The 6,274-nt window shown below is 58.0% G+C and carries 7 protein-coding genes and 3 pseudogenes; 9 read left to right on the top strand and 1 reads right to left on the bottom strand.

The features are described from left to right. Positions 1 to 22: 22 nt before the first annotated feature. The 6 genes and pseudogenes from M5G17_RS27455 to M5G17_RS23990 form a co-directional block, all read left to right on the top strand. Positions 23 to 238, top strand: a pseudogene (locus M5G17_RS27455) (ArsR/SmtB family transcription factor); the annotation flags it as partial. A 41-nt stretch (positions 239 to 279) separates the two neighbouring features. Further along, on the top strand, positions 280 to 1,371 hold the full coding sequence (locus tag M5G17_RS24005; RefSeq protein ID WP_273895345.1) for a flavin-containing monooxygenase: 1,092 nt from the start codon (positions 280 to 282) through the stop codon (positions 1,369 to 1,371). A 129-nt stretch (positions 1,372 to 1,500) separates the two neighbouring features. Next, positions 1,501 to 1,638: pseudogene (locus M5G17_RS27750) on the top strand (hypothetical protein); the annotation flags it as partial. A gap of 203 nt (positions 1,639 to 1,841) precedes the next feature. After that, the gene (locus M5G17_RS24000) at positions 1,842 to 2,384 is read left to right on the top strand and encodes a DUF3455 domain-containing protein (RefSeq protein ID WP_203583940.1); all 543 of its coding nucleotides are present in this window, start codon (positions 1,842 to 1,844) and stop codon (positions 2,382 to 2,384) included. Positions 2,385 to 2,494: 110 nt separating this feature from the next. Next, positions 2,495 to 3,055, top strand: coding sequence for a sigma-70 family RNA polymerase sigma factor (locus tag M5G17_RS23995; RefSeq protein ID WP_195885995.1), 561 nt, complete (start codon positions 2,495 to 2,497; stop codon positions 3,053 to 3,055). Beyond that, on the top strand, positions 3,052 to 3,783 hold the full coding sequence (locus M5G17_RS23990; RefSeq protein ID WP_203583941.1) for an anti-sigma factor: 732 nt from the start codon (positions 3,052 to 3,054) through the stop codon (positions 3,781 to 3,783). The genes M5G17_RS23995 and M5G17_RS23990 overlap by 4 nt, the downstream gene beginning before the upstream one ends. Before the next feature lie 184 nt (positions 3,784 to 3,967). Here the strand turns inward: M5G17_RS23990 and M5G17_RS23985 are convergent. Continuing rightward, a pseudogene (locus M5G17_RS23985) lies at positions 3,968 to 4,737 on the bottom strand (SDR family NAD(P)-dependent oxidoreductase). A gap of 137 nt (positions 4,738 to 4,874) precedes the next feature. Here M5G17_RS23985 and M5G17_RS23980 point away from each other — a divergent pair. The 3 genes from M5G17_RS23980 to M5G17_RS23970 are packed head-to-tail and all read left to right on the top strand — an operon-like array spanning position 4,875 to position 6,265. Next, positions 4,875 to 5,423, top strand: a complete 549-nt coding sequence (locus M5G17_RS23980; protein WP_115089612.1) for a chalcone isomerase family protein — start codon at positions 4,875 to 4,877, stop codon at positions 5,421 to 5,423. Between the two features lie 3 nt (positions 5,424 to 5,426). Further along, a complete protein-coding gene (locus M5G17_RS23975) occupies positions 5,427 to 5,963 on the top strand; it encodes a DUF3833 domain-containing protein (protein WP_203583942.1) in 537 nt (178 codons plus the stop codon). Beyond that, positions 5,960 to 6,265: a DUF6482 family protein gene (locus M5G17_RS23970; RefSeq protein WP_195884039.1), complete on the top strand. Its 306-nt coding sequence runs from the start codon at positions 5,960 to 5,962 to the stop codon at positions 6,263 to 6,265. The genes M5G17_RS23975 and M5G17_RS23970 overlap by 4 nt, the downstream gene beginning before the upstream one ends. Positions 6,266 to 6,274 lie beyond the last annotated feature (9 nt).

The raw sequence follows: 6,274 nt of genomic DNA, 5'->3' as shown, positions 1-6,274 counted from the left end.
CTTTATCTCGGCATAACCCCAGTTAGGGAGGGCGGATGTCGGCGAAATCGCCAAAGCTTTGCCGCAGGAGCGCTCTGTGATCTCAAGGCACTTACAGGTGCTGCACGACGCTCACATCGTGAAAGCCACCAAAGTGGGCAGACAGGTTTTCTATGAAGTGAATGGCGGGGCGATCGTCGAGCGTTTGGAGGGCCTCCTCCAGCGAACCAAGGGTCTGGTTTCGCTGTGCTGCCCGTAGCGTGGCTTTTTTTCTCCTGATATATGCATGAGTGTGCACATATGAATGAATTGAGTCGTACTTTGGATGTGGTTGTCATCGGTGGTGGGCAAGCAGGTTTGGCGACTGGCTGGCACTTGCAGCAGCGCGGCTTGGAATTCCTCATCTTGGATGAGCAGGCATCTCCTGGCGGGAACTGGCGGAACTACTACGACAGCCTGCAGCTGTTCTCCCCGGCGGAATACTCGGCGTTGCCAGGGCTGCCGTTTCCTGGTGACCCCAAGAGCTATCCGCTACGAGACGAGGTGGTGCAGTACCTGGAAGCCTATGCTGCCGAGTTTCGACTGCCTTTTCAGGGCGGCATCCGAGTGGTGGGCGTAGCGCAGAAGGAAAAGGTGTTTGAGGTTCGCTGCGACACCGGAGCGATCCTCACCGCACGTTCTGTGGTCGTAGCATCGGGAGGATTTAGCCGGCCGTTCACGCCCAGCGTTCCTGGGTTGGAGGGCTTCTCAGGGACATGTCTGCATAGCTCAGCATATCGAACGCCAGAGCCCTTTACTGGCCAGCGCGTCGTAGTGGTTGGAGCCGCGAACTCAGCTGTCCAGATCGCTTATGAGCTTGCAGGCGTCGCCGAGGTAGTGCTGGCAACCCGCGAGAAAATCCGTTTCTTCCCGCAGCGAATCCTCGGACTCGATTTTCATACCTGGCTGAAATTCACCAAGCTGGAGCAAACACGATGGTTGAGTGACCAGAGCAGGCCCGTGCTCGATACCGGTAAGTACCGGAAGGCTCTCAACGCCGGTCTATTCCAGCGCAGGGCCATGTTCCAGCAAGTGCTACCCGATTCTGTTGTCTGGCCGGACAGAAGCACTACTCAGGTCGATGCGCTGATTTTTGCGACGGGCTTCCAGCCAAACCTAGATTTCCTGACGGGCCTCCCGGTCGCAGACCGGAGTGGGCGTGTGCTGCAGCATAACGGTGTGGCCAGCCAGGTGCCAGGCCTGTACTTCGTGGGCTTGCCTAAACAAAGGAACTTCGCTTCGGCAACACTCAGGGGCGTGGGTGCAGACGCCTGTTACCTGATGCCCCGATTGCTTAGTCACCTGAGCAAGGGCCGCTCGACTCACCTGTCAGCGTCGCCCCGCCAGATCTGAACTCTGGCTGGGCGACGGCGAGACGTATTGCAATGTGCCCCTAGAGCTGCCGCCATGTCGTACACCTCAACCCGGTTTGGCCGGCGGGACCTGCTTAAAGCCGGCGCTTTGATTGCTGGCGGTGTCTGGGTCAACATCAGCGAGCGGGCAGCAGTTCCCAAACGAATTGAATTCCTCGAAGCGTTGCCACTGACTGCCGTGGGCAAGATATTCAAGCCCGCTTTGCAGCAGCGGGAAATTGGGGTACTGGAGAGGGCAAACGTGAAGACCACGCGATCCTGTATCCGGTCAGAATCTGCTGCCCCCAATCCAAGAGCTGACACTCACACCGGCAAGCGATCAAGGACTTGCTCTACGGCGTTAGTTGTACTGATATTTCTAATGTAACTGCATCCAGATCGACCTCCAGCGGGTAGTACAGGTAGTAGCCATCGCGCTGCTGAGCTGATTATCCTTCTGGAGAGGCTTACATGAACGCCATACGATTCCTCTGCATGACCAGTACTACGCTCGCTGTCACCTGTTTGTCACTCATGATCCCTGCGGCCTATGGACAGGCAAATCTGCCCGACAGCATCAAGGTTCCGGACGGCCACAAGACCGTACTGGAAGCCGTAGGCGTGGGCGAAATCACTTATGAATGCCGCGACAAAGCCAACGCCGCCGGCCAGACCGAATGGGTGTTTGTCGGGCCCAAGGCGGTGCTCAATGATCGTAGCGGCAAACAGATCGGCACCTACTTTGGACCGCCTGCCACCTGGCAAGCCAAAGACGGCTCCAAAGTCACCGGGACGCAACTGTCTGTTGCCCCTTCAAGCACCGGTGACCTCCCTTATCAGTTGGTCAAGGCCAACCCAGCTGAAGGCAAAGGCGCGATGAACGGTGTCAGCTATATCCAGCGGGTGGCCGTCAAAGGCGGCGTAGCCCCCAGTAGCGAATGCTCCGCCGCAAACAAGGGCAAACAAGAGATGGTCAAATATCAGGCTGACTATATTTTCTGGACAGCCAATTAAGCCAGCGATTCAGAGCAGCCTGACAGCGCACAAAGTCGTCTACGCTGCTCTGATCGAACTCCAGCTATACGGCTGGGGGCTACCCCTTGCTGACAGCGGAAAAATTGTCCTTGCCCGAGCCCGGTTTTGACTATGAATCCTGCCTGATTGCCTGCGCCAGAGGCGACCAGCAGGCACTACGGGATTTATATGAGCAGGAAAGTCCTCGACTTTTGGGTGTCGCCAGGCGCATTGCGCGTGACAACGTACTGGCCGAAGACATCGTGCACGATGCCTTTATCAGGATCTGGACCCGTGCCGCCAGTTTCAACCCGGCAAGAGGCTCAGCACGTGGCTGGATTTTCAGCGTGACGCGGCACCTGGCGCTTAATTTCATGCGTAATGGCGCCAGGGAAGTACAGGTCAGTGAGCAGAGCGAAACGGCGTTGCACGCTTCAGCCTCCATGGAGGCATCGCTAGAGACTGCGCAAACCTTCGATTATCACGGCCATTCAGGGCGCATTTATACCTGCCTTGAGCAACTGGAGCCGGCGCGGCGCACCTGCATACTTCATGCGTATGTCGACGGCTATTCGCATGCACAAATCGCACAGAAACTGGGTACACCACTGGGGACGGTCAAAGCCTGGATCAAACGCAGTCTGGTGGCATTGCGGGAGTGCATGGGATGACCGAGACCCCTCAAGATGAAAGCCCGGACGACATCGACGCGCTGGCCAGTGAGTATGTTCTGGGCACGCTGCAGGCCGAGCAGCGCATCGAAGTACAAAAGCGTCTGGCCCAAGACACTGAACTACGATCCGCTGTAGATGCTTGGGAGCAGCGCTTATACCCGTTGACTGAACTGGTTGAAGCGCAATCGCCTACGCCACGCCTCTGGGAGCGTATCGAGCGCAGCGTGAACAGCATTGAGCGACAAGCACCACGAGCAACGGCCGCCGCACAGCCGAACTCATGGTGGAACCGTCTTGCACTATGGCGTGGGCTGGCGGCGACAGGTCTTGTCGCATCGCTGTTGCTCGCAACCGCACTCCTGACCCAAACCGCTCAGATGAAACCGATCACCTACCTGGTCGTTCTGGTGGCGCCACAAAATCAGACGCCCGGCTGGGTGATTCAGGCGAGCAGTCCACGGGAAATCCAACTGATACCTTTGGGGGGCACGCAAGTCCCTGCCGACAAAGCACTTGAGTTCTGGACCAAAGCCGACGGCTGGCAAGGACCGGTATCTCTTGGATTGGTCACACCTGGACAAACACTTTCTGTCCCTCTAGATAAACTGCCACCGCTGGAGCCCAACCAGCTCTTTGAACTGACGCTGGAAAGTCCCACTGGATCGAAGACTGGCAAACCCACAGGACCGGTGCAATTCATCGGCCGTGCCGTGAAAGTAATCTGATGGTCCCTCCAGGCTTGGTTGTAGTTGTCTGCTCCGGGTCCAAGCTGGATGAAACGTTAGAGCGAGATTGATAGTCATAACTGCAACCTAAATCGCGCTCCTACTCTAATTTCAGGCCCTGTTGGCAAACTGGATGCTGGTAGGTTTCATGCAACGCTTTCTGCTGTGACAAAGGCAGGGAGGTTCACCAGGCGACCGGCTGATGGTCCCATGCCCAGAAAGTGCCGCTGTGAGCTGGCCCGTGCCGAGCGATTAGTTCGAGGATGCACTGCGCGGCAAACGCAGGCGCGAACAGTTTGTCTGGCGGTACATTGGCCTGGAACGGTTGAGAAAGGCGGGTAGCCGTCGTGCCGGGGTGTAGCGCCAGCACCGTCGACGCGGGGTTCAGCCGCTTCAGTTCGATACTGGCGGTGCGCAACAGTTGGTTGAGCGCCGCCTTGCTGGCCCGGTAGCTGTACCAGCCACCCAGACGGTTGTCGCTGATTGAGCCGACTCTCGCCGAAAGCGCGGCGAAGGTCGTAGGCTGATGCAGCAGCAGCGGGAAGAGGTGTTTAAGCAGTAAGATGGGGGCAAAGCTGTTGGTGACGAAACTGGCCTGCAGGCTTGCTAAGTCTAACTGCGCAAGTTTTTTTCCGCCCGTGCTGGAGCGTCGTGCAGCACGCCCAGTGTGCTGATCACTAGATGCAAACACTCGCAAGTTGCGCCGATATGACGAGTCAGTTTCTCCAGCGACTTTTCGTAGCGGGCGTCGCAATTGATGCGTATCAAACGCCGGCCATGTTGCCGGGCCAACGCCTCCAGACCCGCGCAGTGGTTAGCCTGACGCGAGACAGCAAACACCTGCCTAACGTCATCACGCGCTAGCAATTGTGAGCAAAGCGCAAGACCGATGCCTTCGCTGGCGCCGCAGACAAGAGTGTTTGCTGCCACAGCTAGATTGGTGATCAGCGTCATATTGCTCTCCCGGCAAGATGTTGCCGCGGTATTAACCCCCGGGTCATACGAAATTGATCATCACCTTCGATATCTGTACTCAAAACTGTACATTAAAATATACTTGTACAGTATTTCCTCTTCCCGGTGTCCCGCACATGGCAAGCAGAACCTCAGCACTCAGCCTATTCGCCTTGGCCTTTCTTATGACGATCACACAGCCTGCATTGTCAGACTGGAGGCCTTCGCTTTCAGAGGCGCGCGTGGTCGGCAGCGGCGAATTCACCTGGTTCGGCCTGCGTCTTTACACCGCCCGCCTGTGGAGCGCCGGTGCTGCATGGAGCTGGAATGAGCCGTTCGCCCTCGAGCTGATCTACCACCGGGCATTGACCCGGGAAACGTTGGTGCAGGCCAGCATTGATGAAATGCAGCGCCTAGCTGACCGTCCAATGGCGAGGGAAACCGTGAAGCGATGGTCAAAAGCGATGCAGGAAGCGTTTGTGGATGTGCGCCCGGGCATGCGCATCACCGGTCTGTACCTACCGGGGCAAGGTTGCCGATTCTATGTCGATGGCCAACTCAGCCTTGAAGTGACCGACCCGGCCTTCGCCCGTGCTTTCTTCGCCATTTGGGTTGATCCGCGGGCCCGTGATCCACAATTGCGCCAGCGCCTGCTCGGGCTGGCCGGGAGCGACCGAGGAGACTGAAATATGTACAAAGTGCTTCTGTTGATCGGCTGCTTGCTACTAGGTAGTTGCGGAAACGTCGGCGTTGAGCGCTACGCTGGGGAGCATCCACGCCTCAACCTGGTGGAGTTTTTCTCGCGGCCGGTGCAGGCCTGGGGCATGTTCCAAAAGCGCTCGGGGGAGGTAGTCAAGCGCTTCCATGTGCGTATCGACAGCCGCCGCGAGGGCGAACGACTGATCCTCGACGAGCATTTTCTGTACAGCGACGGTACGCGCCAGCAGAGAACCTGGACCCTAACCCCGGACGGCCCCAGTCGCTGGCGCGGCACCGCTGGTGACGTGATTGGCGAGGCCATCGGTGAAGTAGCGGGTAATACGTTGCGCTGGCGCTACCGCCTGGACCTGCCTGTTGATGGGCGGCACTGGGAGGTGGACCTGGATGACTGGATGTACCTGATGGACGATGACACCCTCCTAAACCGCTCGAGCATGAGCAAACTCGGTGTGGAGATTGGGCAGATAACCTTGTTCTTCCGCCGCTTGCCGGAGGGCACACCATGAACCTGAAGCAGCTGATCAAGTCGGCGAGCGCTCGCGATATCAATGAGCTTGAAGTTCTGTTACTTGAAGGGGGCTTTAACGTGTTGCGCGTGTTGACCGACACCGGGCCCTATTCCTTGTGCGACGCGAACGGCGAAGTTTTGCGCCTGCGCTCGACCACCGAGCTGCGGCAATTTCTGGCCGATGTGCCTCCAGTGCCGTGCATGCTGGTGCAGTATTTGGTGCACGAGGAAATATGCGGCCAGCGCGGCGGTCCTGTTGCCCCGCTGCGGGTGCCGTTTACGCTAACCAGCCAGTGGTAGCGCAGGGGA

The sequence above is a fragment of the Pseudomonas rubra genome (genome assembly GCF_028656935.1).
Taxonomy (GTDB): domain Bacteria; phylum Pseudomonadota; class Gammaproteobacteria; order Pseudomonadales; family Pseudomonadaceae; genus Aquipseudomonas; species Aquipseudomonas rubra.
The sequence above is the reverse complement of the archived record's forward strand: the minus strand, read 5'-3'. Positions and strand labels throughout refer to the sequence as shown.